This window comes from Micromonospora sp. NPDC047134, from assembly GCF_040643455.1.
Taxonomy (GTDB): Bacteria; Actinomycetota; Actinomycetes; order Mycobacteriales; family Micromonosporaceae; genus Micromonospora.
On sequence record NZ_JBEYUI010000034.1, the window covers coordinates 1 to 23,572 of the forward strand.

Genomic DNA, 23,572 nt, shown 5'->3' on the forward strand with positions numbered 1-23,572 from the left:
AGAAATCAAAGACCTCCAGCCGGCACGGGGCATAAACTACTTGGCACTGGCTTATCAAACACCCTGTTGAGTTCTCAAAGAACAACCACACACCAAACTCGGCCTCGAATCCGAAACCTTGTCTGGGGCAACCGCTCCAAACTATCCGAATCGTTCTCGTGGGTCAAAACTGAAGCTCAGTCTCAGACCTTCTAAGATCGTTCGGGCCCACGGTGGCGCACGCCTCTCGGCGGTCGCTTCTTCCGTGGAGAACCGCAGACCGGCCAGTTGCCCTCAGGCAACCCGCCCGGCTCCTGCCGGCTCCAGAACCTTACCCGGCCGGCTTCGCGATTGCAACCTCAACTTCAGGCCCACTCGCACCGCCCGGTCTCGGCCTTACGATCACTCGCAAGACCGGCGCCCGTTCTCGGCTGGTTTGCCCGGCCTCCCTCGTGCAGAGAGAAAGTTACGCGCACCCACCGGAGAAGGCAAATCAGCGACTGTCGATCAGGGGCAGGCATCCAGGGGTGTCTCTCATCCGCTCGTGGTTCGGGGGCGCGGAACTCACCGGCAGCCGCACTCCGCCAGGTCGTCAGCGAACTGCCCCAACACACACCTGACTAGTACGCAATCTGCGTGATTGCGTACTCGCGGCGGCGACCGCGGAGGGCACCGGCGTGCCAGAGTGTCTGACATGGATGACGTGTCCCGGCCTGCCAGCCCGGTCCTCGCCGAGGACGCGCTGCTCGGCCTGTTACTCCCCTTCTGGCAACTGATCATCGGGGCCTTCGTGCTCTTCGCCGTGGTGGTGTCGATCGGGCGGCTGGTCCGGCGGGGTCCCTCGCGGATGAGCACCGCCCTGCTGGTGACGGCCGTGGCCATCGCCGGCTTCGCGGTGGTGGGGGTACTGCTGCAGGGATAGTCGCGCTCAGAGCCGGCGGTTTGCCAGGCTGGGCAGTTCTGCTCGGATGCGGGCCAGCCGGTCGAGGTGCACCTCAGCGATGGCGAACCCGGGGCCGTCCGGCACCTGGGACAACACCGTCCCCCAGGGGTCGATCACCATGCTGCGCCCGTAACAGGTCCGGCCCGGCTCGTGGTCCCCGGTCTGTCCGGCAGCCGCGACGAAGCACTGGTTCTCGATCGCTCGGGCGCGCAGCAGGACCTCCCAGTGGTCACGCCCGGTGTGCATCATGAAGGCCGCCGGGACCACGAGCAGATGAGCACCACCCTCGGTGGCGAGTTGCCGGTAGAGCTCGGGGAAGCGCAGGTCGTAACAAATCGACAGCCCCACCCGCAGCCCTTCGACCTCCACCACCACGGACTGGTCGCCCGGGGCCACCGAAGCCGACTCCTGGTACGAGACCCGACCGGGGATCTCCACGTCGTACAGGTGGATCTTGCGGTAGCTGGCGGCGAGAGTGCCGGCGCGGTCGAAGACGAGGGTGGTGTTCCAGGTGTGCTCGGGGTCGGGGCCGGCCTCGTGGAAGGAGCCGGCGATGAGCCAGATGCCCCGTCGACGGGCGACGTCGGCGAAGAACTGACCCACCTCGCCGCCGACCGGTTCCGGCGCCGGCATCTTGGCACCCGGCCCCAGATAGTCGACGTACTCCGGCAGGAGCACCAGGTCCGCGCCGGCGTCGGCCGCGCGATCGATCAGGGCCTCCGCGGCGGCGAGGTTCGCCTTCCGGTCGTCGCGGGAGTTCAGCTGGCAGACGGCGACGCGCATGACAGCCAGGGTACGGGCGGACGGTCGAAACCGGCAGGGTAAGACACTCCCCTACCGGATCAGGCCGACTTCTCCTCGCGCTCGCGTCGGGCCCGACGTCCGGTGAACTCGCGCGGGACGATGGTCGGGTTGACGTTCTCCAGCACCACCTCACGGGTGATGAGCACCCGGGCGGCGTCGGGGTTGCTGGGCACCTCGTACATCACGGAGAGCAGGACCTCTTCCATGATGGCGCGGAGGCCACGGGCACCGGTGCCGCGCAGCATGGCCTGGTCGGCGATGGCCTCCAGAGCCGGTCGCTCGAACTCCAGCTCCACCCCGTCGAGCTCGAAGAGGCGTTGGTACTGCCGGACCAGGGCGTTCCGCGGCTCGGTGAGGATGCGCACCAGGGCCGTCCGGTCGAGGCTGCGGACACTGGTGATCACCGGCAGGCGGCCGATGAACTCCGGGATCAGCCCGAACTTGAGCATGTCCTCCGGCATCACCTGGCTGAAGATGTCGTCCGTGGAACGCTCGGAGACGGCCCGGAGCCGGGCGCCGAAGCCGGTGCCGCCGTGGCCGGTACGCGCCTCGATGATCTGATCCAGGCCAGCGAAGGCACCACCACAGATGAACAGCACGTTGGTGGTGTCGATCTGGATGAACTCCTGGTGCGGGTGTTTGCGGCCGCCCTGCGGTGGCACGTTCGCCACGGTGCCTTCGAGCATCTTCAGCAGGGCCTGCTGGACGCCCTCGCCGGAGACGTCACGGGTGATCGACGGGTTCTCCGACTTGCGGGCGATCTTGTCGACCTCGTCGATGTAGATGATGCCGGTCTCGGCGCGCTTGATGTCGTAGTCGGCGGCCTGGATCAGCTTGAGGAGGATGTTCTCCACGTCCTCGCCGACGTAGCCAGCCTCCGTCAGGGCGGTGGCGTCGGCGATGGCGAAGGGCACGTTGAGCATCCGCGCCAGGGTCTGCGCCAGGTGGGTCTTGCCACACCCGGTCGGGCCCAGCAGCAGGATGTTCGACTTGGCCAGCTCGACGCCGTCGTTACCGGCGCCCGGCGCGTTGGCCGCCTCCGCCTGGATGCGCTTGTAGTGGTTGTAGACCGCGACGGCGAGCGCCTTCTTGGCCTGCTCCTGCCCCACCACGTAGGTGTCGAGGAACTGGCAGATCTCCATCGGCTTGGGAAGCTCTTCCCACTTCACCTCGCCGGACTCGGCCAACTCCTCTTCGATGATCTCGTTGCAGAGATCGATGCACTCGTCGCAGATGTAGACCCCGGGGCCCGCGATGAGCTTCTTGACCTGCTTCTGCGACTTGCCGCAGAAGGAGCATTTGAGTAGGTCGCCGCCGTCACCGATCCGTGCCACCTACGTTCTCCCTGCACTCATCGGCCGGAGCCCCGGCCACGACCTGCGGACGCTTCGCTCTGCCCGTCTCCACCCACCACGCCGGTCGCCCGACGAAGCGGTACTGACCCGACGTTACCCGCTGCAGGGGCATTCTCCGACCCCCAAAACGGGTGTGTCAGAGGCCGGCGGGTGACAGACCCGACCGGCCCCTGATCCCGTGCAGGTCAGCCGGCCGCGTTGGCGGCCAGCAGACCCTTCTTGCGACTGCTGAGGATCGTGTCGACCAACCCGTACTCCCGGGACTCCTCGGCCGTCATGATCTTGTCCCGGTCGATGTCCTTGCGGACCTTCTCGACCGGCCGGTTGCAGTGCCGGGAGAGCATCTCCTCCAGCTGGGTGCGCATCCGCAGGATCTCCCGGGCCTGGATCTCGATGTCCGAGCCCTGCCCGTAGCCACCCTCGGTGGCCGGCTGGTGGATGATGATCCGCGAGTTCGGCAGCGCCATCCGCTTACCCGGAGTGCCGGCCGCCAGCAGCACCGCCGCGGCGGAGGCGGCCTGGCCGAGGCAGACCGTCTGGATGTCCGGCCGGACGTACTGCATGGTGTCGTAGATCGCCGTCATCGCGGTGAACGAGCCGCCGGGCGAGTTGATGTACATGATGATGTCCCGGTCGGGGTCCGTCCCCTCCAGGGTCAGCAACTGGGCCATCACGTCGTTGGCCGACGCGTCGTCCACCTGGACGCCGAGGAAGATGATCCGGTCCTCGAAGAGCTTGTTGTACGGGTTGGATTCCTTGACCCCGTACGACGTGCGCTCGACGAACGACGGCAGGACGTAGCGGTTGTGCACGGCCGCGAACTGGGGCGGCAGGCTGAGGTCGGTCATCGTCTGCTCCTCGATCAGCTCAGGGTCCCGGCGCCCTCGGGAACCTGAGCGGCCCCGATGATCACCTTGTCGATGAAGCCGTAGTCCATGGCCTCCTGGGCGGTGAACCAGCGGTCGCGGTCCGAGTCCGCCTCGATCTGCGCCTGGGTCTGTCCGGTGTGGTGCGCGACCCGCTCCTGGAACATCCGCTTGGTGTAGAGCATCTGCTCGGCCTGGATCGCGATGTCCGAGGCGGTACCGCCGAGGCCACCCGAGGGCTGGTGCATCATGATCCGGGCGTGCGGCAGAGCGTACCGCTTGCCCTTGGTGCCCGCGCAGAGCAGCAGCTGGCCCATCGAGGCCGCCATGCCCATCGCCACGGTCGACACGTCGTTGTCGATGTACTGCATGGTGTCGTAGATCGCCATGCCGGAGTAGACCGAGCCACCCGGCGAGTTGATCCAGAGGAAGATGTCCCGGTCCGGGTCCTCCGCCGCGAGCAGCAGCAGCTGCGCGCAGATGCGGTTGGCCACCTGGTCGTTGACCTCGCTGCCGAGGAAGATGATGCGTTCCTTGAGCAACCGGTTGTAGACCGAGTCGTCGAGGTTGCCAATTGAGTCGCCGCCTCGGGCGTCGAGCGCCCGCGGCTTCGCTGGGATGTGCATGTCGGTCATGGCAGCCCTTCGCTCTCCGTACCGTCCTGTCCGACACTAACCGCTCAGCCGGGCGGCAGAGTCCCGCTCCGGGCACTGTTCGCTCTCAGCGCAGGGGGCCCGGGACTCGTACCCGGAAAGGGGTCGGGCCACCACCCACCGCGACCGGCGGACGGTGGCCCTCACCCGACGATCAGTGCTCGTGCCCGTGCTCCGCCTCGCTGGCCTCGCGCAGCGCGTCCAGGCTGATCTCGTTGCCTGCGGTGTCCTTGATGGTGATGCGCTCCATGACCGCGGCCAGCGCCTTGCCCCGGCGGACGTCACCGAAGACCGCGCCGGCGGCGCCAGAGCGCACCAGCTGGTCGTAGTACTGCTGAGGGGCCATGCCGGCCCGCTGGGCGCGGTGGACGATCTCGTGGCCGAACTCGTCGTCGGAGACCTGCACGTCCTCGGCGTCGGCGAGGGTGTCGAGCAGCAGCTGGACCTTGATGCCCTGGGTGGCGGCCTCGGTCAGCTCGGCGTCGATCTGCTCCTCGGTCTTCTCCTCGGCGGCCAGGTAGTCCTCCATCGAGGCGCCGATCCGCTCCAGCTGGTCGACCATCGCCTGCTTGCGGCTCTCCACCTCGTCGCGGATGACACCCTCCGGCGCCGGCACCTCGGCGGCCTCGACGAGCTGCTCCAGGGCCTTGTCCCGGGCGGCGTAGATCTGCTCGACCCGCTTGCCCCGGGTGACCCGCTCACGCAGGTCGTTGCGCAGCTCCTCCATGGTGTCGAACTCGCTGGCCAGCTGCGCGAACTCGTCGTTCAGCTCGGGCAGCTCCTTCTCCTTGACCGTACGCACGGTCACCAGGACCTCGGCGTCGCGGCCGGCGAAGTCGCCACCGACCAGCTGGGTGGTGAAGGTGGTGTCCTCGCCGGCGGCGAGGCCGACCAGGGCCTCGTCCAGGCCCGGCAGCAGCTGCTTGCTGCCCACCTCGTGGGAGATGTTGCTGGCCGAGCCGCCCGGCACCTCCTCGCCGTCGACGGTGGCCCGCAGGTCGATCTGGACGTAGTCGCCCTCGGCCGCGGCCCGCTCGACGGTCTTGAGGGTGGCGAACCGCTCGCGCAGGTTCTTCACCTGCTCGTCGATCTCGCTGTCGTCGATCTGCAACTCGTCGACGACGACCTCGAGGGAGGCCAGGTCCGGCACGGTGATCTCCGGCCGGACGTCCACCTCGGCGGTGAAGTTCAGCGAGTCACCGTCGTTGAACTCGGTGATGTCGACCTCGGGACGGCCCAGGGTCTTCAGGTCGTGCTCGCGGACCGCGGCGAGGATGTTCTGCGGGATCGCCTCCTGCACGGCCTCGTTGAGCACCGTGCCCCGGCCCACCCGCTGGTCGATGATCGCCGCCGGCACCTTCCCCTTACGGAAGCCGGGGATCTGGATCTGCTGGCCGATCTCCCGGTACGCCTTCTTGAGGCTCGGCTCGAGCTCGACGAACGGCACCTCGATGGCGAGCCGCACGCGCGTCGGGCTCAGAGTCTCGACGGTGCTCTTCACAGGCGTACTCCTTGACGGATCTCGGTTGATTCTGGGCGCACTTCGGCCCATCGAGTGTAGGCGAACCGGCGTGGCCGACCGGCAGCGCCCAGGGACCCGGCGGCGAAGCATCCCGCTCGCCCACCGTCCCGGGTGCACCGGCCCCACGCTGGAGGCAGTCGGGGTGGCGGGATTTGAACCCACGGCCCCTCGCTCCCAAAGCGAGTGCGCTACCAAGCTGCGCCACACCCCGTGGCGTCGAGCAGTCTATGCCTTCGACCCGACAACCGGATGCCGGGGCATCCCCCAACGCGCCGAACAACCCCAAATCGGACACCCCCTGACCTGGTAGCCGCCGTTTCGCCGATGTTGCGGCATCGGTGGCGGCCGGATACCCCCAGATCGCCGAAACCGCGGGGCCGACGCCGGCGCGGCGGCGGGGATACGGCCGCGCGCTCGTCGCGGGCATTGGGTAGGCTGTCGGCGCGCTCGGGTTTCCGGGCGTACGCGGGCGTAGCTCAATGGCAGAGCTTCAGTCTTCCAAACTGACGGTGCGGGTTCGATTCCCGTCGCCCGCTCCATCAACTCCGGCCCAGGTCAGCGCCATGACCGCCGGAACCAGTGATGGCGGAAGCTCGGCGTCGACTACCCGGGCCGCTTGTCCTCGACGTGGATGACGTGCAGCTCGTGGCCGTCCCGGTCGCGCTTGTGGCGGCCGTACAGCCCGATGGCCAGGTCGCTGCTGTCTGAGATCTCGTCGGGTCCCACGTAGGTCAGCACGTCGTCGTGGTGGCCGTAGACCACCCATCCGAGACCGGGGTCGAGGGTGATCGTGCCGAAGTCTCCGGCGGACGAGCCGGGGTGGACGGGGCCGTACTCACGCAGGATGTCGACGGCCTGAGCGGCGAGGTCGATGTCGGGTCCGGGGTCTGGCAACACGACGCAGGTGCCGTGGGCGAACACCACCCAGGACTTGCTGTCCCCGTCGATGATGCCGCGCCAGGTTCCGGCCAGATCTCGCTCAGACATGGAGGATGATCCTCCCCGAGTCGGTGCACCGGCGCTACCCCGAAGCCTTCTACCGCCCCGCTCAGGCGGGGTTCAGTTGGCGGACGGTACCGAAGCTTTCAGGTCCTGGTCTGGGGCTTCGATCTGGGCATAAGGCCGATGGTGGCGAGGATGCCGAGGCCGACGACGGCGGCGCCGACCAGTTGGACCGTGCCGTAGCCGACGCCCGCGCCGAGCAGGGTGAGGAACGCCGCCACCGAGAGGGCGCCGCCGACGTGGTTCGTCGATTCGAACAGCGCGGAGGCCGAACCTCGGTCCTCGGGGGCCGCGGTGCTGATGCATTCCCGGGTCAGGGCCACGTAGACGGGTCCGGCGCTGAGCCCCCAGGCGACCAGCCAGGCGATCACGACGGGCAGGGAGCCGCCGGTGCCCACCGCCACCCCGGCGAGGCTGCCCGCGCAGAGGGTCAGGGCCACCGTGACGACCGTACGCGGGCCGTAGCGGCGGACCAGCCAGCCGGCGGGCGCGGCGCTGATGAGGGAGCCGAGCAGGACCGGGGCCAGGACGAGACCGGTCTGGGCGGCCGACAGGCCGTGGATCTCCTGGAGGTGGAGGCTGCCCACGACGACGATCGCCGCGTACGACGCCGAGTGGGCCGCGAAGGCCAGGCAACTGGCGGTCAGGGAACGCGAACGGAACAGGGCGGGCTTGAGCAGCGGGTCACGTATCCGGCGTTCCAGGGGGACGAGGACCGCCAGCAGGAGCAGGCCGGCGACGACGATGGCCGGTGCCGGACCGGACACCCCCTGCTCGGCGACCCGGGTGGCGCCGTAGATCAGGATTACCAGCCCGCCGGTGGCCAGCAGGGCACCGGTGACGTCCAGGGATCGGCGGCCGGCTGTCGGCTGATCCGGCGGCAGCAGCCGGAGGGCGGCGAGCATCGCCACCAGGCCCACCGGGACGACGGCCAGGAAGATCCAGCGCCAACCCCAGTAGGAGGTGATCACCCCACCGCAGACGGCCCCGGCCAGCCCGGCGGAGTTGGCGGCGGCCGCGACCACCGCGAAGACCCGGCTGCGCCAGGGCTCCTCCGGGAAGAGTGCGGCGGCCGACGCCAGGGCGGCGGGGATGGCGAAGGCGGCACCTAGGCCCTGGAGTACCCGTCCGGCGAACAGCAGCGGCAGCGAGGAGGTGGCGCCGGCGAGCAGCAGGCCGAAGGTGTTGACCCCCAGGCTGGTGACGATCAGGCGTCGCCTACCCCACAGGTCGCAGACCCGACCGCCGAGCAGCAGGAACCCGCCGATGCTCAGGGAGTAGAGGGTGATCACCCATTGCAGTTGGTCCGGGGAGATGGCGAACTCCCGGCCGATCTGGGGCAGGGCGGTGGCGACCGCGAGGCTGTCGAAGAGCACCAGGAACATGACCCCGGCCAGGACCAGGGAGACCGGCCAGCGGCGTAACCCTGCCAACTCCGCCGGCGGTGCTGGTGGTGCGGTCAGTGCTGATTCCATGTCGCCCCGACCACACACCGTAGTTCCCCGGTGGCGGGTACGCATCTCGGCGCATGGGGCCTACCCGGTGGCCGACCGGCGGTGGATGGAGTCCCGGGCCTCCTCGGGCAGGGCCTCGGCGACCAGCAACTGCGGCAGCAGCTCGGGTTCGAGGGTCAGGGCACGAAAGGCCAGCTCGATGGTGACCTGATGGTCGGGCCGGTACACGATCTCGATCGGGTCGCCGCCGCGCAGCTCGCCGGGTACGATCACCCGCAGGTACGCCCCGGGCACGGCGGCCTGGGTGAACCGCTTGATCCAGCCGCGCTGCTGCAACCAGTGCTGGAAGGTCGAGCAGGGGATCCTCGGGCAGGACACCTCCAGGACCACCTCCGGCCCGATCCGCCAGCGTTCCCCGATCAGGGCACCGTTGACGTCGAGGCCGGTGGTGGTCAGGTTCTCCCCGAAGCCGCCGTTGCCGAGGGTGACGCCCAACTCGGTCGCCCAGCGGTCCAGATCCTCCCGGGCGTAGGCGTACACGGCCTGGTCGGTGCCGCCGTGATGCTTCACGTCGTACACCCGGTCGCCGACCAGACCCACCTCGCCGGTGCCCTTGGGGCCGGGCACCACGACGGCGACCGGGCCATCCACCGGGCGTTTGTCGATGCCGGTCAACCCACCCTTGGCCGGGTTGGGCCGGGGTCTGCCCACGTTCACGGAAAGCACTCGCATCCGGCGAATGGTAGGCCGACCCGCCCCAGGGCGGCGACTCAATTGGTCGTCAGGCCGCCGGCTGCGGGTCCTCCTGGTAGCCGGCGGCCTGACGGCGGAACAGCCGGGCGTACGTGCCGTCCAGGTCGATCAGTTCCTCATGGTCGCCGCGTTCGGTGATCGTGCCGTCGGCCAGTACGACGATCAGGTCGGCGTCGCGCACGGTGTTCATCCGGTGGGAGATCAGCAGGCTGGTTCGGTCTGCGCGGTGTGCGGCCAACCGTCGGCTGACCTCGTACTCCGCCTCGGCGTCCAGGCCGGCGCTGGGCTCGTCCAGCACCAGCAGGTCGGCCTCCTCGCGCATCAACGCCCGGGCCAGGGCCACCCGCTGCCACTGGCCGCCGGAGAGCACCACTCCCGTGGTGGGGTCGTCGCGGTCCTCGGCGTTCATGTAGACCCGGGTGAGCATGGTGTCGTAACCGCGGGGCAGCGCCCCCAGGATGTCGTCCACCCCCGCCAGCCGGGCCGCCGCCCGAATCCGGGTCAGGTCGTCCAGGGCGGTCACCGCACCTATCCCGATGTTGTCGGCGGCACTGAAGTCGTACGACATGAAGTCCTGGAACAGCACCCCGATCCGCGCCCGCAGCTCGGCCGGGGGCAGGTCGCGCAGATCCACCCCGTCCCAGCGGATGCTGCCCCGGCTCGGGTCGTAGAACCGGCACAGCAGCTTCACCAGGGAACTCTTGCCGGCCCCGTTGTGCCCGACCAGGGCCACCGAGGACCCGGCGGGAAGGGTGAAGCTCACCCCCCGCAGCACCCAGGGCAGGTCCTCGCCGTAGCGGAACCACACGTCGTCGAACTCGATTCCCTGCCGCAGCGGTGGCACCTGCGGCAGGGCGGTGGGACGGGCGGGCAGGTCGGGTGGGGCCTCCACGACGAAGCGGTAGTGCCCGAACAGCAGCATCGCCTCGTGCAGTCGCCCGGCGTTGACGAAGGCACTGCTCAGCCCGCCCTGCACCCCGGCGACCGCGGCCACGAAGACGGAGACGTCGCCGATGGTCAGCGCGCCGGACCGGGCGGCGGTGACCGCCCAGAACAGGCCCAGCCCGGCCACCACCGCGCCGAGCAGCCCCTGCACCGACTGGACGAGCAGCTCACGCCGGTCCATCCGGCGTTGCCCGGCGTGGATGCCGCGCAGTTCGGTGAGCATCCGGGCGCCGAACAGCCCGCTGAGGCCGTACAGGCGGACCTCCTTGGCGGCGGTGACACTGGTCATCAGTTGGGCGTAGAAGAACTCCCGCCGGGCGGCGTGGCCGTACTCCCACAGCAACGCGGCCCGCTGGCGGCCCAGGCGCAGTTCCGCCCGCAGGGTGGGTAAGGCGGCCGCCGCCACGACCAGCACCATCCACGGATTGATGGCGGCCAGGGTGGTGAGGAAGGCGGCCATGGTGAGCAGCCCCTGGGCGGCCCCGAGGAAGCCGCTGACCACCTCCGGCGGCCCGGCCGGGCCGGTCTCGGCGGCGATGCTGAGCCGGTCGTGGAACTCCGGGTCCTCGAACCGGCGCAGCCCGAGCATCCGGCCGACAGCGGCGAACAGCCGCTGCCGCGCGGTCAGCCCGACGGACCGTTGCAGCTCGGCGTCGACATAGCGGCCCAGTTCGGGCAGGAGCACCGCGGCGGCACCCGCGCCGGCCAGCAGCAGCACCGGCCCGGTAAGCCGGTCGTCACCGGCGGCCAGCCGGTCCAGCACCACCTTCATCAGCCAGGCGACGGCTACCGGCACCATGCCCGCCACCACGGCGAGCAGCACCCGGGCGATGAGCCAGCCGCGGGATGCGGCCCAGGCCATCCGGGTGGCCTCGGCCAGCGAGCCGCCTGCCTGTCTGATCACGAGGCGCTGGTGACGGGCACCCGGTCGAGTACGAAGTGGCTGGCGACCACGGTGTCGCCGGAGAGCAGGCCGAACGCCGGGTAGCCGTCCACCCCGAAGGCGCGGGCCACCGGACCCCGCTCGGGCTCGTTGATCACCTGGGCCACCGGGGCCAGCCGCTCGCAGAGTTGGGTGGCGGCCTCACCGGTGCCCAGCACCACGGCCAGGGTCTGCTCCCGGGGGATCGCCTCGGCCCGGGCGACGAACCCGGGCAGGCTCTCCGCGCACGCCGGACAGCTCGGGGAGAGGAACCCCACCAGGGTCTCCCCCCGCAGCCCGGCCCGGGACACCGGTGTGCCGTCGACCGTGGTGGCGGTGAAGTCGCCGACCGTGGCACCGGCGGTCAGCATGATCGGCTCGGGATTCTCCACCCCCTCGATGCTGACCTTCAGCAGAGTGGACTGCCGCCGCAACTGCGCGAGCACGACCAGCAGGACGGTGGTGTTGACCAGACACAGCACCGTGACCACGAGCAGCAGGACGGACGAGGGGGCCATGTCAGCTCCGGACGGTTCAGCGGTGAGGGTGGACAGCGACGGTGGCCGGACCCCGCCGAAGGCCAGCGCCGCCCCGCCCAGGGCGACCGCGGTCAACAGCAGGTTGCGGATGACGTGCGCGGGGCCGGGCGGGCTCTCGGCGACCCCGAAGCAGTGACAGGGCTCCCGGACCCCGCGACGGACCATCCCGGCCACGGCCACCGTGAAGGCCGCGAACAGGCCGGTGGCCAGCGCGAAGCCCGCAGCCGCCAGGGCGGGGAGGGCGACCGCGGCCAGCAGGATCCCGGCGGTGAGCGCCTCGGCCGCCAGGACAGCCACCGCCAGGGCCCCCGCCCGGGCCGCCGACACCCCGACGGTACGCGGCAGCGAGGCGCGGAAGGCCGCGAAGGCGGCCCGGTCGCGTACCTTGCCCACCAGGGCCCAGCCGAGGGTGCCGACCAGGGCCAGTTGGGCGACGAGCAGCAACGCCCCGATCATCTCAGTAGCCGACCTGGGTTACCTCGCCCTGCCGGAAGGGGCCGCCGGCCAGCAGCAGGTCGGCGATGGTCTCGTCCATCGGCAGACCCAGGTCGTGTTGCAGCCACATGAACTGGCCGCCCGGGTTCACCTCCAGGAAGACGTACTCCCCCTCCGGGGTGACGATGAAGTCGATGGCCGCGTAGACGAGGCCGAGGCGGTCGAGCAGGCGTTGGGTCTTCGCCACCACCTCGTCGGGCAGTGGTTTGTACGGGCCGTAGGGCAGGTGGTTCTCGCCGCGCCAGTCGACAGAGGTGGTGGGCAGGGCCTGGGAGTCGATCACCACCGGGAACCAGGTGTTCCCGACGACGGTCAGCCGGACCTCGTACGCCTTCTCGATGTACTCCTGGAACATGCAGATCGTGTGCTGGACCCGGTCGGCGTTGGCCAGCACCTCCTCGCCCACCACTGTGGTGTAGAGGCCGCTGGGGAAGGCGCCCGGATAGTGGATCACCCCGCCGGTGAGGGCCTTGTAGACCACGGGCTGGTCGGTGGCACCGACCAGGGCGCGTACCTCGGCGGGGTCGTTGGTGAGCAGGGTGCGGGGCACCCGCATGCCTACCTGCTTGGCCAACTGGAGTTGGTAGGGCTTGAGCTCGGCGACCGCGTCGACGTCGGGACGGTTGACCCAGAGGCAGTCCGTGCTGCGCAGGATGCCGCCGATGCCGTGCAGGGCCTCGTTGCGGGCGAACTGCTGTTCGGCCTCGCTCATCTGCTCGTGGAAGCGGAAGGCTGTGGGGCGGCGGTACCACACCCCGGAGAGCCGATCGAGATCGACCTCCCGCCCGCGGTGCAGCAGCCGCCGCCGCTCGCCATCGAAATCCGAGGTGGTGAACGTCAGCGTCTGCGGGAAGTAGCTCAGGTCGACGCGGACGATGTCGGCCCCCCGGGCGGTGAGGGTCCGCACGACGGGGTCGACCGTGGGATCGAAGTCCTGGGTGAAGATCAGGATCCCGCGATCAGATGGCGAGGTGGTCATGCGTTGTCCTTAGGCGCAGGCGTCGTCGGTTACGCAGTCTCCGCAGTTGGAGCCGGAGGTGCGGGTCTTGGTGTAGACACCGGCGGTGATCGCGCCGTCCGGGGTGACCCAGACCTGCTGGTCGGCGTCGTAGTAGCCGAGCTCGGTCTCGGTCTCCGCCGGGGTGCCCGGCTCCCAGTTGGCGAAGAGGTAGCCGAAGGGCTGGCGGTCGTGGTCGGCGGGCAGCGGCTGGCTGAAGTCGTGCCCACTGGTCATCGACAGCGAGGTGCGCAGGGGGTTGCGGGTCAGGGTGGTCGTCACGGGTGATCTCCTTCTTCTCCGACTTTTTCGGCTGGCGGGTTGTCAGCCGACGACAGCGGCTCGGTAAGGCCGATAATCCCGGGCACCTCAGCGGAAAATGACCAGGTCTGGTCACCCACGTCATAGTGCCCGGCGTCAAGGATGAGATCGGATTCCAATTCGTCGTGGTCGGCGCGATCGTAGAGGTATCCCAGCGGTGCCAGATGGTGCCCACGACGGCGTTCACGCAGTTCGACATCGACGGCCCGCACGACGAGACGGGTGCCGTCCAGCTCGGGGCGGTCCAGTCGAAGGACAGTCACCGGGACGCTGGTGCCTCCCGGAAATCCATCACCTTCGTCCTGTGCCCCGTTCACAGAGCCCATCCTTATAGACGCACCAAGATTTGAGAAGACCTCAGTTCATGGAATTTTCACGGCCCGCGATGCTTGCGGTGACAGCATTTCACCTGCTAGCGACCCCATTTTCCGCTTACCGGAATAAGCGTCTGGTCGCGCTAAAGTACGGTGACGACAGTAAATTTGCGGCCAAGCCGGACAGAATCTCTCATGTCCGGACTGTGGCGGACCTGGCACCGCTGGTGGTCGCGGGGGATGAACCGGCTCCGGCCGGGTATGCAGCGGCCGTCCTGGTGGAGTGACGACCTTCCGGTCGCAATGCGCGACCGGCTCCGTCGGGCGGGTCGGCGTGAGAACGTCGACCCGCCCGACGACGCGACTCAGGTGGTCAGCCAGTTCCAGGCGTCCATGATCCACTGGGTCTGCTGGAGGTAGGCGATGCCCAGGCCGGTCAGGAAGACCGCGGTGACCAGATGAGCGCCCCGCGCGCTGCGCCGTACCCGGCCCAACTGCCGCTCCAGCACCAGCCGGCCCAGCAGCCGGGTCAGCGCGAACAACCCCGCCGCCACCAGCAGGCTCAGCACGAAGATCAGGAAGGGCCCGGCCAGATCGCCACCGCCGGAGATCGCCCAGATCCCCCAGCACACGAAGGCGAACAGGGCGCCGGCCGTACTCCACTCGCCGCCCTTGCGTAGCTGGGCCACATGCCAGCTCAACGGCCGGCGCGGCGCCGGCTCACCCGGCCAGCCGGTGCCGGTCGGCACCTGGTCCACCGTCGGAAACGGTTCGGTACGCGGCGCGCTGGCACCGACCGAGGCCACCCCGCGTCGGTACGGGTCGCGCTGCGACGGAATGCCCGCACCGGGCTGCGGCGGCACCTCCACGGTCCGCTCCGCCCACGGCTGCGTCTTGTCGGCCATCTCGTCCCTCCCCCTCGGTCGGCGGTGAACTCGATCACCGTCCGGCCCTGCTTCGAGGGTAGCCAGCCCGCAAATAGGTCGCCGCATCCGTGCCCATCCGTTAGACACGAAGCCGTGACCAGCCACTCCCTGCCGATCAGCAGCGCCCGCCCGGAAGACTTCGACGAGATGGGGCGCCACCTCAACTTCCTGTTCCATCACGGCCTCGAACCCGAGGCACATGAGACCGAACGCAGGATCTTCGAACCGGAGCGTGCCCTGCTGATACGCGACGGTCCCGAGTTGGTCGGCACCGCCGCCGCCTTCACCCGGGCATTGGGGGTGCCCGGCGGCGAGGTGGCCGCCGCCCACGTCAGCATGGTCGGGGTGGCCCCCACCCACCGGCGGCGGGGTCTGCTCACCACGCTGATGCGCCGACAACTGACCGAGATCCACGAGGCCGGCCGGGAACCGGTGGCGGTGCTCTGGGCCAGCGAGGGCCGGATCTATCCCCGCTTCGGGTACGGCCTGGCGGCGCAGCGACTCCAGATCACCGGCAACACCCTTGAGCTGCGGCTACCGTCGCCGACCGCCGACGAGGGCCGACTGCGCCTGGACTCTCCGGCCGACCGCCTGGCGGACCTTAGCCGGGTGTACGACCGGGTACGCGCTGCCCGACCCGGTTGGTCCGCCCGCGACGAGCGCTGGTGGCGCTACGTCCTGCTGGATCCGCAGGCCCACCGGGGCGGCGCCACCGAACGGCGGGTGGTGCTGCACGAGGGACCCGAGGGCATCGACGGGTACGGCCTGTTCCGCACCAAGGCCGAGTGGGACGGCACCGGCCCGAAGTGTCAGACCACGGTCGACGAGGTGGTGGCGACCAGTGTCGCCGGGTACCGGGCGATCTGGCGGCTGCTGCTCTCGATGGACCTGACCCGCCAGGTGACCTTCCTGCGGGCTGCCGTGGACGAGCCCCTGCTGCGGATGGTCGACGAACCACGCCGACTGAGCCCGACTCTGGTCGACGCCCTGTGGGTACGGGTGGTCGATGTGCCGGGCGCCCTGTCCGCCCGGCGTTACGCCACCGACATCGACGTGGTGATCGAGGTGACCGACGACCTGCTGCCCGCCAACAGCGGCCGGTGGCGGCTCAAGGGCGGCCCGACGGCGGCCAGTTGCGTACCGGTGACCGATCCGGCCGACCTGGCCTGCGACGTGAGCTGCCTGGGCGAGTTGTACCTCGGCGGTGCCCGGCTGACCGCCCTGGCCGATGCCGGCCGGCTACGCGAACTGCGGCCCGGCGCCCTGGCCTCCGCCGATCCGGCGGTCGGCTGGCACCGCGCCCCCTCCGCCCTCGAGGTCTTCTGACCCTGCCCGCACCGACCGCCGACCGGCTCGACTCCGGTCGGCGGTCTGGCACCGCTGGACCTCCTCGGTGCGACGCGGCCCGGCGATCAGAGGCAACCGGACCCCTGCGCGCAGCTCGGATCCCGTGGTGCGGTGCGGGCGATTCGGGGGTCCGGGTGCGGTCTGTGATGGGCTCACCTGGCACCGCTGACGGTGAGTGAGGTGGTGCGTCCGTATGTGCTTTCACTGTCAAACATCGAGGGTACGACCCGCCGTGAGACCGTGATCGACAACCGTCATCCCAGGTAGGGTCGGGGGGTGGCGGACGAGGGACGACGGCGACGACGACACCGACACCAGGGCGTACCACCGCAGACCACCGACGCCAGCGCCGCGGCGACAACCGCAGGAGTGCACGACGGCGGGGAGCCGCCGCCCCGCGCACGACGCGGCGGCGGAGCCGAGGAAGGCGAACGAGGGCTACGCGGACTGGTCGGATCCGGCTCCTCACAGGTGAGCGTGACCGCGGCCATGCGGGCCCGGGACGCCGCCCGCCCCACCGAGGAGGACCTGGCCGCCGCCGAGGCCGAGATCGTCATCGTCCGTCGGAACTGGATCCCCCGCGACGAACTCCCCCGCCGCTGACCCGGCTGTGCGGTCGCTGCTCGCAGTTGCGCCGAACGGCGGGATCCGCAGCCACGGGACCCCGCCGTTTCGGCGTAACGGAGTTGGTCTGTAACGAAGAGTCAGGGCAGGTCGGGCAGCTTGCGGGTCTGCTCGTACTCGGCGACCTGGGCGATGCGGCGGGCGTGCCGCTCGCTGCCGGAGAAGGCCGTGGTCAGGAACGCCTCGACGATCGCGGTGGCCTCGTCCAGAGTGTGCTGACGGGCCCCGACCGCGACCACGTTGGCGTCGTTGTGCTGCCGGCCCAACTGGGCGGTCTCGATGCTCCAGGCCAGAGCCGCACGGACTCCGGCCACCTTGTTGGCGGCGATCTGCTCGCCGTTGCCGGAGCCACCGATGACCACACCCAGGCTGCCCGGGTCGGCCACCACCCGGGTGCCGGCGTGCAGACAGAAGGCCGGGTAGTCGTCGTCCGGGTCGAAGACGTGCGGGCCGACGTCGACCACCTCGTACCCCTGCTTGGCGAGATGGTTGGCCAGGTGCACCTTCAACTCGAAACCGGCGTGATCGGATCCCAGGTAGACGCGCATACCGGGCAGTCTGTCAGGCCGGCCGCACCGGGCACCGGCGGGGCGGTACCCAGGTGCGACTATGCCCCTTTCGGGTCGGTGCGAACCTCACCCGGCACCGACCCGACAACCCTCACGCCGGGTCCGGCAGCTCCGCTACCACCAGGCCGCCACGCGCCTTCGGGGTGAACCAGGTGCTCTTGCGCGGCATCTTCTCCCGAGCCAGGTTCACCGCGACGAAGTCGTCCACGGTCACCGGCGCGATGAGGATGGCCAACTCGGCCCGGCCGGCCTCGACCTCACCGGCCAGCCAGCTGGCCGGGTAGTCGCCACCGACGTAGGTGATCCGCTTGTCCCCCGGGTCCAGCCCCAGGGCGTCGCGCAACAGCAGCCGCTCGACCAGGGCGTGGTCGAGGTTCTCCAGCCGGCCGGCGCCGGTGTGCGGCAGGGTCACCGCGTACGCCTGGCCGGGTAGCTGGAGCACGATGGTGCCGCCGGCGGCCGGGACCTGCGCCGGGCCCTCGACGGGGCTGACCTGCGCACCGGCGGCGGTCAGCCGGTCGAGCAGCTCCTGCGGGGTGGTCGGCAGCTCGCTGATGAGGCGGTTGTACGGCTGGATGGCCACCGAGGCCGGGGTGGTCACCACCGCCAGGAAGCGGCGGAATCCGCCGGTCTGGGCGGCGAGGCTGCGGTGGTTGCCGTCGGCGACGACCAGTTCCCCGCCACCGGCCAGGGCGGTCAGCTCGTCCTGCTCCGGGCCCGGCCCGAGCAGCCAGATGGCGTGCGTACGCCCGGCCTGGTCCAGGTCGGTCGCGGCGGGTGCGCCGGCCGCGTCGGTGGCCTTGGCCAGCGCGGCGTGCAGTTCGTCACCGCGCCCGGTCTGCAACAGCAGCACCGGCGAGAGCAGGTGCCCCAGCGCCTCGGCCAGGGCCACCCGCTCGCGCACCTTGGCGATGAAGACGTCCTCGTTGCGGATGACCAGGCCCGGCTCGTCGGCCCGGGTGGAGATCTGATCGGTGTCGACCATGGCGAAGATGCCGTACGCCGGCTCCTCCCCCGGCGCGGTGATCCGGTACAGGACCACGACCTGCTCGGCGGGGGTGTAGCTGCCGTCGTCCTTCGCCTCGGCCAGCCGGGTCACCGCGTCCGGCAGCGCGTCGCCGAAGGACTTGCCGAGGCTGTCCGGAGCCCGGTGTGGCATCTCGATGCCGAGGGCGCTGTGCGGATTCGCCTCGATGATCGCGGTGATCTCCGCGTCGTCGGCGAACTCGTCGTAGTTCTGCGCTCCGGTGCCGCCAGTGGTGATCCAAGCCCGGGTGATCGGGTGCACGACCGTCATGACCATGACGCTACCGTCGCCGCCTCCGGCCCCGCCGCCCGACCCACACCCCCGCCCACCAGGTGAAAGGAAGGGCCCCCGCTTAACGCCTGCGGTAGTGCAGGGGTCCCTTGTTAACAGTCCGGCTCCGCCGCCCGACGATGCCGGCCGGCGGGCGCCGGCACCACGCCGGGACGTCGTACCGGTCGCGGGCCCTGGTTGCGGATCTCCCGACCGGGCGGCGTCAGCCGGGAGGTGGCCGGCACCCGGGCGACCCCCACCACGGGGGTACGCCCGAGCACCCCGGGGGCGTTGAGCGGACGCTGCTGCGGCGCCGGCCCACCGCCGGAGCGGTCGTACGGTGGGCCGGGCCACAGCTCGGCGAGGTCAGGTCGGGGGGCGGCCCACTCGCGCCGCTCCCCGAAGGTCAGTCCAGCCTCGGCGAAGTCCGGTCGAGGGCTCTCCCGGTCCTGCCTGGGTACCGGCTGGCTGAGGTCCGCCGGGTGGGTCGCCTCGTTGCCGGTCCTCTCCCTACGAGCCCGACGGTCGGAAACCGGGGCACGGTGTTTGGCCATCTGGCGCCTCCACGAGTGCGGCCGACGGGCACGGGTGCGGCCCGCCGGCTCTCTGCGGACACCTGGTCAAACGACTCCACGAAGGCAGCGGTGACGCCGGGTACGGCGCCCGAGGCGACGCGGAGCTGGTGTTAACAAGGGACCCGGCCTATACCCGAGGCGTTAATAAGGGGCCCTTCCTTGCACCTCAGTCGAAGATGGGGTCGAGGTCGCGGGTGCGCTTGAGTTCGAAGAAGCCGGGGGTGCCGGCCACCAGCAGTACCCCGTCCCAGAGCCGACCGGCGGCCTCCCCCTTGGGTGCCGGGGTGACCACCGGGCCGAAGAAGGCCACCTTCCGGCCCTCCGGTCCGGGTGCGTGGATGACCGGGGTGCCCACCTCGGTGCCGACCGGCCGCATGCCCTCCTCGTGGCTCTGCCGCAGGGCGGTGTCGAGGCCGCTGTCCTCGGCGGCCTCGGCCAGTTCGGGGTCCAGGCCGGCGTCGGTGAGGGCGGCGACGAACAACTCGCGGCCGACCTGCTCCTTGCCGAGGTGGATCCGGGTGCCCAGGGCGGTGTAGAGGGCACCCACCGCCGCCGACCCGTACCGCTGCTCCGCCGCGATGCACACCCGCACCGGCCCCCAGCCGGTACGCATCGCCTCCTGGTACGGCTCGGGCAGTTCGCGGCCCTCGTTGAGCACCGACAGGCTCATCACGCGGAACCGGACCTGGACGTCGCGGACCTGTTCCACCTCCAGCAGCCAGCGGGAGGTGACCCACGCCCAGGGGCAGATCGGATCGAACCACATGTCGACGCTGGTGCGTTCGTTCATAGCGAGGTCCCTTCGGGATGCTGGCACCGGGCAGCGGTGCACCCTCCGATCCTTACTCCACAGCGACCCGATCGCGCTGGATACCACAGCGTGACCTCGCCCACCACCGGCTGCCCGTCCGTGGAAGACTTCAGGATCGGACGGGCCGTCACAGGCGGTCCACGATGATGTGGCCGTGGGGTACGGCGAGAAACGGATGGAGACGAACGTGCCGGGAGTGCGCAACCTGACGCAGGTCGAGGCGACCGAGCGGGCCCGCCTGCTCGAGGTGACGGGGTACGACATCAATCTGGACCTGTCCAGTGCCGTCCACGCGGCGGGGGGTCGCACCTTCCGGTCGATCACAGAGGTGCGTTTCCGCTGCAGCGAACCGGGCGCCGGCACCTTCATCGAGGTGGCCGCCGACTCGGTGCGTTCGGCGACCCTCAACGGCACCCCGGTCGACCTGACCGACTTCTCCGCCGAGAAGGGACTGACCCTGACCGGGCTGGCCGAGGAGAACCTCCTCGTCGTCGACGCCGACTTCGCGTACTCGAACTCCGGGCAGGGCCTGCATCGCAGTGTCGACCCGGTGGACGGGGAGACCTATCTGTACAGCCAGTTCGAGACGGCTGACGCCCAGCGGGTCTTCGCCTGCTTCGACCAGCCCGACCTCAAGAGCGTCTACACCTGGCACGCCACCGTCCCGGAGCACTGGAAGGTGATCTCCAACGCGACCGTGGAGCGGGTGGAGCCGGCCGGTGAGGACCTCAAGACGGTCCACTTCGCCACCTCGGCGCGGATGAGCACGTACATCACCGCGCTGTGCGCTGGGCCGTACCACGAGGTGCGGGACAGCCACGACGGGATCGACCTGGGCCTGTTCTGCCGGACCTCGATGGCGCAGTACCTCGACAGCGACGACCTGTTCCTGGTCACCAAGCAGGGCTTCGACTTCTTCCACGAGCAGTTCGGGGTGCGCTACCCGCTGCCCAAGTACGACCAGCTGTGGGTGCCGGACTTCAACGCCGGCGCGATGGAGAACTTCGGCTGTGTCACCCACGCCGAGTCGCACTACCTGTTCCGCTCCCAGGTCACCGACTTCGAGTACGAGCAGCGGGCCAACACGATCCTGCACGAGATGGCCCACATGTGGTTCGGTGACCTGGTCACCATGCGCTGGTGGAACGACCTGTGGCTGAACGAGTCCTTCGCCGAGTGGGCCAGCCACTGGTGCAACACCCACGCCACTCGGTTCACGGAGGCCTGGACGACCTTCCTGTCCGTCCGGAAGAACTGGGGCTACCGGCAGGACCAGCTCTCCTCCACCCACCCGGTCTACTGCGAGATGCCGGACCTGGAGGCGGTCGAGGTCAACTTCGACGGCATCACGTACGCCAAGGGTGCCAGTGTGCTCAAGCAGCTGGTCGCGTACGTGGGGCTGGAGCCCTTCCTGGCCGGTCTGCGGGCCTACTTCGCCAAGTACGCCTGGGGCAACGCCACCTTCGACGACCTGCTCACCGAGTTGGAGACCGCCTCCGGTCGCAAGCTGCGCACCTTCGCCGCCCAGTGGCTGGAGACCGCACAGGTCAACACCCTGCGGCCGGAGCTGACCATCGGCGCGGACGGCGCGTACGAGCGGGTGCTGGTGCGGCAGGAGGCTCCGCAGGGGTACCCGACCCTGCGTACCCACCGCATCGGGGTAGGTCTGTACGACCTCGCCGACGGCCGGCTGGTGCGCCGCCAGCGTCTGGAGGTCGACATCGACGGTGAGCTGACCGAGCTGACCGAGTTGGTCGGGGTGCCCGCGGCCGACGTGCTGCTGCTCAACGACGACGACCTCACCTACGCCAAGCTGCGGCTGGACGAGCGGTCGATGGCCACGGTGGTGCAGCACATCGGCGGGTTCGAGTCCTCCCTGGCGCGGGCCCTGTGCTGGACGGCGGCGTGGGACATGACCCGCGACGCCGAACTGGCCACCCGCGACTACGTGGCGCTGGTGCTGGCCGGTCTGCCCGCCGAGACGGACATCAACCTGGTCACCGCCACCCTGCGGCAGGCGAGCAGCGCCCTGACCTTCTACGCCGACCCGGCCTGGGCCCCCACCGGCTGGGCCGAGCTGGCCCGTACCGCGCGGACCGCCCTGGCCGCGGCCGAGCCGGGCAGCGGGTTCCAGCTGGCCTGGGCCCGGACGTACGTCTCGGCGGCCCGCGCTCCGGAGGACCTGGCTGTGCTGCGCGGCTGGTTGGACGGCAGCCAGGTGACCGAGGGGCTGACCATCGACACCGAGCTGCGCTGGAGCGTGCTCCACGCGTTGGTGGCCAACGGGGCGGCCGGTGCCCCGGAGATCGAGGCCGAGCTGGCCGGGGACCGGACCTCCAGCGGGGAGCGGGAGGCCGCGTACGCCCACGCTCTGGTGCCGACCGAGGAGAACAAGGCGGCCGTCTGGGCCCAGCTGACCAGTGCCGAGGCCCTGCCGAACTGGCGCAACCGGGCCTTGTTGCAGGGCTTCACCCACCCGGCGCAGGTCGAGCTGATCACGCCGTACCGGCAGCGGTACTTCGAGGCCGTGGGACAGGTGTGGGCCAGCCGCGACAGTGAGCCGGCGCAGGAGTTCGCCCTGCTCGCCTACCCGGCGTACCTGGTGGAGGAGGAGACCGTCGAGGCCACGGACGCCTGGCTGGCGCAGCCCGGCTACCCGGCGCCGCTGCGCCGGCTGGTGGCCGAGGGCCGCGACGGGGTGATCCGGGCGGTGGCCGCACGGGCCCGGGACGCCCGCACCGCCTGAGGCAGGTTTCCCGGCGCGGGTGGATCATCCGCCCGCGCCGGGCACTCCAGACGCACCTGATCCGACACGACTGAGCCCGGCCCCGCAGTCGCGGGAGCCGGGCTCGATCGTGCTTGGCAGGGTCAGCCCTTGCCGGCGTACCGGGAGAGCTGGTCGAGGCCCTGGATGATGCCGCCGGCCAGATCACCACCGCCGAAGGAGGCCACCATCGACAGCGCGGCGATCTTGGCGTACGTGTCCGGGACCCGCTTGCGGGCGTACCGGCCGGTGACGATCTCCAGCTGCCGCTGGTTCGGCGACACGGCGATCAGCACCGAGCGGTCCGGGTCGGCGAGCTGCCCGTGCAGCCGCTCGGCGTGCTCCCGGACCGGCTCGTCGAGACCGCCGACGAAGACCGAGAAGACCAGACCGGTAGTACGGTCGGCCAGCCGCAGCGCCTCGTCGATGCGCAGCAGCTGACGGGTCGAGAAGGGCCCGTCCAGCACGTCGGGCCGGGGGTCGGTCCCCGCCTCGGGCTGCATCTCACCAACGGTCACTTGCGCCTCCGGTTCCACCAGCCGGCGCCTCGGCGCCGGCCTGCTCCTGCTTGCGGCCGGTCAACGCCGGCGCCTGAGCCCCGGCGGCCAGCACGGTGCCGGCCGAGTCGGCCAGCTCGTCCGGCTTACCGAGAAACCAGACCGGCGTGAAGTTGAACGGACGGCCCGGCCGGTAGCGCTTGGCACCGCCGCCGCCCCCGTCCCGGCTACCCGCGTACACCAGGCCGGCGATCACCAGCACGACGGCTGCCGGGATGCCGACGAAGACCAGCAACGT

At 70.2% G+C, this 23,572-nt stretch carries 24 protein-coding genes and 2 tRNA genes; 5 read left to right on the forward strand and 21 right to left on the reverse strand.

From position 1 onward, the window contains the following. The first annotated feature begins 673 nt into the window (after positions 1 to 673). A complete protein-coding gene (locus tag ABZ795_RS26405; protein WP_357532313.1) occupies positions 674 to 901 on the forward strand; it encodes a hypothetical protein in 228 nt (75 codons plus the stop codon). Between the two features lie 6 nt (positions 902 to 907). Here ABZ795_RS26405 and ABZ795_RS26410 read toward each other — a convergent pair whose 3' ends face one another. The 6 genes from ABZ795_RS26410 to ABZ795_RS26435 all read right to left on the reverse strand — a co-directional run bounded on the left by ABZ795_RS26410 (position 908) and on the right by ABZ795_RS26435 (position 6,333). Next, positions 908 to 1,705, reverse strand: a complete 798-nt coding sequence (locus ABZ795_RS26410) for a carbon-nitrogen hydrolase family protein (protein WP_357532314.1) — start codon at positions 1,703 to 1,705, stop codon at positions 908 to 910. Positions 1,706 to 1,764: 59 nt separating this feature from the next. Then, complete coding sequence (gene clpX / locus ABZ795_RS26415; RefSeq protein ID WP_327024486.1) at positions 1,765 to 3,060, reverse strand: ATP-dependent Clp protease ATP-binding subunit ClpX; 1,296 nt, start codon at positions 3,058 to 3,060, stop codon at positions 1,765 to 1,767. Positions 3,061 to 3,266: 206 nt separating this feature from the next. After that, positions 3,267 to 3,929: an ATP-dependent Clp protease proteolytic subunit gene (locus ABZ795_RS26420; RefSeq protein ID WP_327024485.1), complete on the reverse strand. Its 663-nt coding sequence runs from the start codon at positions 3,927 to 3,929 to the stop codon at positions 3,267 to 3,269. A 14-nt stretch (positions 3,930 to 3,943) separates the two neighbouring features. Next, positions 3,944 to 4,582: an ATP-dependent Clp protease proteolytic subunit gene (locus tag ABZ795_RS26425; RefSeq protein WP_327024484.1), complete on the reverse strand. Its 639-nt coding sequence runs from the start codon at positions 4,580 to 4,582 to the stop codon at positions 3,944 to 3,946. Between the two features lie 172 nt (positions 4,583 to 4,754). Beyond that, positions 4,755 to 6,101 carry a trigger factor gene (gene tig / locus ABZ795_RS26430; RefSeq protein ID WP_327024483.1) on the reverse strand — a complete coding sequence of 449 codons (1,347 nt, stop codon included), beginning with the start codon at positions 6,099 to 6,101 and terminating at the stop codon, positions 4,755 to 4,757. Positions 6,102 to 6,259: 158 nt separating this feature from the next. Further along, a tRNA-Pro gene (locus ABZ795_RS26435) sits at positions 6,260 to 6,333 on the reverse strand. A 254-nt stretch (positions 6,334 to 6,587) separates the two neighbouring features. On the opposite strand from ABZ795_RS26435, the gene ABZ795_RS26440 reads away from it, so the two are divergent. After that, positions 6,588 to 6,661: transfer RNA gene (locus tag ABZ795_RS26440), tRNA-Gly, on the forward strand. A gap of 64 nt (positions 6,662 to 6,725) precedes the next feature. Here ABZ795_RS26440 and ABZ795_RS26445 read toward each other — a convergent pair. The 9 genes from ABZ795_RS26445 to ABZ795_RS26485 all read right to left on the reverse strand — a co-directional run bounded on the left by ABZ795_RS26445 (position 6,726) and on the right by ABZ795_RS26485 (position 14,769). Continuing rightward, on the reverse strand, positions 6,726 to 7,109 hold the full coding sequence (locus ABZ795_RS26445) for a hypothetical protein (RefSeq protein WP_327024482.1): 384 nt from the start codon (positions 7,107 to 7,109) through the stop codon (positions 6,726 to 6,728). 98 nt (positions 7,110 to 7,207) lie between these two features. Further along, positions 7,208 to 8,599: an MFS transporter gene (locus ABZ795_RS26450; RefSeq protein WP_357532315.1), complete on the reverse strand. Its 1,392-nt coding sequence runs from the start codon at positions 8,597 to 8,599 to the stop codon at positions 7,208 to 7,210. A 60-nt stretch (positions 8,600 to 8,659) separates the two neighbouring features. Beyond that, positions 8,660 to 9,310 (reverse strand): MOSC domain-containing protein, encoded by a 651-nt coding sequence (locus ABZ795_RS26455; RefSeq protein ID WP_357532316.1) that lies wholly within the window; start codon positions 9,308 to 9,310, stop codon positions 8,660 to 8,662. A 49-nt stretch (positions 9,311 to 9,359) separates the two neighbouring features. Next, positions 9,360 to 11,180 (reverse strand): ABC transporter ATP-binding protein, encoded by a 1,821-nt coding sequence (locus ABZ795_RS26460; protein WP_357532317.1) that lies wholly within the window; start codon positions 11,178 to 11,180, stop codon positions 9,360 to 9,362. Continuing rightward, entirely contained in the window at positions 11,177 to 12,193 is a 1,017-nt protein-coding gene (locus ABZ795_RS26465; RefSeq protein WP_357532318.1) for a MauE/DoxX family redox-associated membrane protein, read from the reverse strand. Before ABZ795_RS26465 ends, ABZ795_RS26460 begins: the two co-directional genes overlap by 4 nt. Position 12,194: 1 nt before the next feature. Then, entirely contained in the window at positions 12,195 to 13,211 is a 1,017-nt protein-coding gene (locus ABZ795_RS26470) for an MvdC/MvdD family ATP grasp protein (RefSeq protein ID WP_327024477.1), read from the reverse strand. A gap of 9 nt (positions 13,212 to 13,220) precedes the next feature. After that, on the reverse strand, positions 13,221 to 13,511 hold the full coding sequence (locus ABZ795_RS26475; protein WP_327024476.1) for a hypothetical protein: 291 nt from the start codon (positions 13,509 to 13,511) through the stop codon (positions 13,221 to 13,223). Continuing rightward, positions 13,508 to 13,867: a hypothetical protein gene (locus ABZ795_RS26480; protein ID WP_357532319.1), complete on the reverse strand. Its 360-nt coding sequence runs from the start codon at positions 13,865 to 13,867 to the stop codon at positions 13,508 to 13,510. Before ABZ795_RS26480 ends, ABZ795_RS26475 begins: the two co-directional genes overlap by 4 nt. 362 nt (positions 13,868 to 14,229) lie before the next feature. After that, a complete protein-coding gene (locus tag ABZ795_RS26485) occupies positions 14,230 to 14,769 on the reverse strand; it encodes a hypothetical protein (protein ID WP_327024474.1) in 540 nt (179 codons plus the stop codon). A gap of 114 nt (positions 14,770 to 14,883) precedes the next feature. On the opposite strand from ABZ795_RS26485, the gene ABZ795_RS26490 reads away from it, so the two are divergent. Next, positions 14,884 to 16,116: a GNAT family N-acetyltransferase gene (locus tag ABZ795_RS26490; protein ID WP_357532320.1), complete on the forward strand. Its 1,233-nt coding sequence runs from the start codon at positions 14,884 to 14,886 to the stop codon at positions 16,114 to 16,116. Between the two features lie 297 nt (positions 16,117 to 16,413). After that, a complete protein-coding gene (locus ABZ795_RS26495) occupies positions 16,414 to 16,740 on the forward strand; it encodes a hypothetical protein (protein WP_357532321.1) in 327 nt (108 codons plus the stop codon). 101 nt (positions 16,741 to 16,841) lie between these two features. Here ABZ795_RS26495 and ABZ795_RS26500 read toward each other — a convergent pair whose 3' ends face one another. The 4 genes from ABZ795_RS26500 to ABZ795_RS26515 form a co-directional block, all read right to left on the reverse strand. Beyond that, positions 16,842 to 17,309, reverse strand: a complete 468-nt coding sequence (locus ABZ795_RS26500; protein ID WP_327024471.1) for a ribose-5-phosphate isomerase — start codon at positions 17,307 to 17,309, stop codon at positions 16,842 to 16,844. Between the two features lie 112 nt (positions 17,310 to 17,421). Continuing rightward, positions 17,422 to 18,627 (reverse strand): DUF1015 family protein, encoded by a 1,206-nt coding sequence (locus tag ABZ795_RS26505; RefSeq protein ID WP_357532322.1) that lies wholly within the window; start codon positions 18,625 to 18,627, stop codon positions 17,422 to 17,424. Between the two features lie 113 nt (positions 18,628 to 18,740). After that, on the reverse strand, positions 18,741 to 19,181 hold the full coding sequence (locus ABZ795_RS26510) for a hypothetical protein (RefSeq protein ID WP_327024469.1): 441 nt from the start codon (positions 19,179 to 19,181) through the stop codon (positions 18,741 to 18,743). A 187-nt stretch (positions 19,182 to 19,368) separates the two neighbouring features. Beyond that, positions 19,369 to 19,992: a DsbA family protein gene (locus ABZ795_RS26515; protein ID WP_357532323.1), complete on the reverse strand. Its 624-nt coding sequence runs from the start codon at positions 19,990 to 19,992 to the stop codon at positions 19,369 to 19,371. 217 nt (positions 19,993 to 20,209) lie between these two features. Between ABZ795_RS26515 and pepN the strand changes: the two genes are divergently transcribed. Next, positions 20,210 to 22,759 (forward strand): aminopeptidase N, encoded by a 2,550-nt coding sequence (pepN, locus tag ABZ795_RS26520; protein WP_327027472.1) that lies wholly within the window; start codon positions 20,210 to 20,212, stop codon positions 22,757 to 22,759. 122 nt (positions 22,760 to 22,881) lie between these two features. Here the strand turns inward: pepN and ABZ795_RS26525 are convergent, their stop codons facing one another. Next, entirely contained in the window at positions 22,882 to 23,295 is a 414-nt protein-coding gene (locus ABZ795_RS26525) for a DUF5130 family protein (protein WP_327024467.1), read from the reverse strand. Further along, positions 23,282 to 23,569 carry a hypothetical protein gene (locus ABZ795_RS26530; protein ID WP_327027470.1) on the reverse strand — a complete coding sequence of 96 codons (288 nt, stop codon included), beginning with the start codon at positions 23,567 to 23,569 and terminating at the stop codon, positions 23,282 to 23,284. Before ABZ795_RS26530 ends, ABZ795_RS26525 begins: the two co-directional genes overlap by 14 nt. Positions 23,570 to 23,572: the final 3 nt, after the last annotated feature.

Bases quoted from the DNA above. Each gene is read 5' to 3' on its own strand.
- ABZ795_RS26405 (WP_357532313.1), top strand. From the start codon at position 674: ATGGATGACGTGTCCCGGCCTGCCAGCCCGGTCCTCGCCGAGGACGCG.
- ABZ795_RS26410 (WP_357532314.1), bottom strand. From the start codon at position 1,705: ATGCGCGTCGCCGTCTGCCAGCTGAACTCCCGCGACGACCGGAAGGCG.
- ABZ795_RS26420 (WP_327024485.1), bottom strand. From the start codon at position 3,929: ATGACCGACCTCAGCCTGCCGCCCCAGTTCGCGGCCGTGCACAACCGC.
- ABZ795_RS26425 (WP_327024484.1), bottom strand. From the start codon at position 4,582: ATGACCGACATGCACATCCCAGCGAAGCCGCGGGCGCTCGACGCCCGA.
- ABZ795_RS26445 (WP_327024482.1), bottom strand. From the start codon at position 7,109: ATGTCTGAGCGAGATCTGGCCGGAACCTGGCGCGGCATCATCGACGGG.
- ABZ795_RS26450 (WP_357532315.1), bottom strand. From the start codon at position 8,599: ATGGAATCAGCACTGACCGCACCACCAGCACCGCCGGCGGAGTTGGCA.
- ABZ795_RS26455 (WP_357532316.1), bottom strand. From the start codon at position 9,310: ATGCGAGTGCTTTCCGTGAACGTGGGCAGACCCCGGCCCAACCCGGCC.
- ABZ795_RS26465 (WP_357532318.1), bottom strand. From the start codon at position 12,193: ATGATCGGGGCGTTGCTGCTCGTCGCCCAACTGGCCCTGGTCGGCACC.
- ABZ795_RS26470 (WP_327024477.1), bottom strand. From the start codon at position 13,211: ATGACCACCTCGCCATCTGATCGCGGGATCCTGATCTTCACCCAGGAC.
- ABZ795_RS26485 (WP_327024474.1), bottom strand. From the start codon at position 14,769: ATGGCCGACAAGACGCAGCCGTGGGCGGAGCGGACCGTGGAGGTGCCG.
- ABZ795_RS26500 (WP_327024471.1), bottom strand. From the start codon at position 17,309: ATGCGCGTCTACCTGGGATCCGATCACGCCGGTTTCGAGTTGAAGGTG.
- ABZ795_RS26505 (WP_357532322.1), bottom strand. From the start codon at position 18,627: ATGACGGTCGTGCACCCGATCACCCGGGCTTGGATCACCACTGGCGGC.
- ABZ795_RS26510 (WP_327024469.1), bottom strand. From the start codon at position 19,181: ATGGCCAAACACCGTGCCCCGGTTTCCGACCGTCGGGCTCGTAGGGAG.
- ABZ795_RS26515 (WP_357532323.1), bottom strand. From the start codon at position 19,992: ATGAACGAACGCACCAGCGTCGACATGTGGTTCGATCCGATCTGCCCC.